Source organism: Roseospira marina (assembly GCF_014197855.1).
In the GTDB taxonomy this organism is placed as follows: Bacteria; Pseudomonadota; Alphaproteobacteria; order Rhodospirillales; family Rhodospirillaceae; genus Rhodospira; species Rhodospira marina.
Genome location: NZ_JACIGJ010000057.1, coordinates 1 through 1,136, shown reverse-complemented (window position 1 = coordinate 1,136; position 1,136 = coordinate 1). Strand labels below are relative to the sequence as shown.

1 protein-coding gene is annotated in these 1,136 nt (G+C 62.8%); it reads right to left on the bottom strand.

Features of this window, described 5'->3' with window-relative positions; genetic code table 11:
- Positions 1-3: 3 nt before the first annotated feature.
- Positions 4-1,136: ISL3 family transposase (locus GGD82_RS20785; RefSeq protein ID WP_221240843.1), on the bottom strand; the 1,133-nt coding region annotated here is incomplete at its 5' end.

Genomic DNA, 1,136 nt, shown 5'->3' with positions numbered 1-1,136 from the left:
GGTTCATGACGGAATTCCGGGGAAGGCGTCGCGGATTTTGAGGAAGAAGTAGGCGTCATCGCGGAAGCCGTAGGCCATCCGCTTGATGACCTTGATGCGGTTGTTGATGCCTTCGAGGACGCTGGTGTTGAGGCGCCAGACGGTTGCGGCCGCGATGCCTGCAAGGTAGGGCTCAAGCCGCTTGGCGAAGCGCATCAGGGCTGGAATGGCGCTGTCACGCGCCTTTCTGACCCAGTCGTTCCAAGCGGTACGGGCGGCTTCAGGCGATGACATTCGCCACAGGCCCTTGAGTTCGTCCCTGAGGACATAGACCGTCATGAGGGATTGATTAGCAGCCAGCACTTCGTCGAGCCGGACATGATCCTCCTCGCGCACTATGGTTTCGCGATTGCGCAGGAGAAGCCAACGCGCCGTCTTGACGACCTTGCGTGCTTTTTTGTCGTGGCGGAGCCGGTTCGCCTCGTCGACACGAACCCGATCGATGACCTCACGGCCGTACTTGGCAATGACGTGGAACAGGTCATAGATGACCACGGCATGGGGACAGCGGGCTTTCACCTCCCGGGCGTAGGCGGCGTTCATGTCCATGGCCACGGCCTTGATGCGATGGCATCCGGCGGTGCCCAGAAGATCGAAAAACGGCCGGATATCCTCGCGCCCACGCCCCTTCCCGACCCATAGAACCCGTCGTCGGCGTGGATCGACGACGACGGTGGCGTACCGATGTCCCTTGCGCAGGGCGAACTCGTCCATCGCCAGCACTTCGACGCTTGAAAACTCAGGCGGGTTCAACGCCACCTCTAGGCGATGCGTGTCGATGGCCTTCACGGTGCTCCAGTGCAGGTCGAAGAACGTGGCGACATGCTTGACCGGCAGCACAGCGCACAGGCGCCCCACACTCTCAGCCAGACGGGTCGTCACCCGGGCATAGCGCTCCAGCCACGACAGGCGTTCAAGGCGTGGACCGCACTGGGGGCACGCGACCCGGCGCCGCGGGACCGACACGAAGGTCGTGGCGTCAAGAATCGGAAGGTCACGCACCACTCGACACTCAATGTCATGCACCGCGCCGGCCGCTTCGCCGCAGCCATCGCAGATCAAAGCCGCTCCCGGCTGGAAGCCCAGGAAAATCCAGA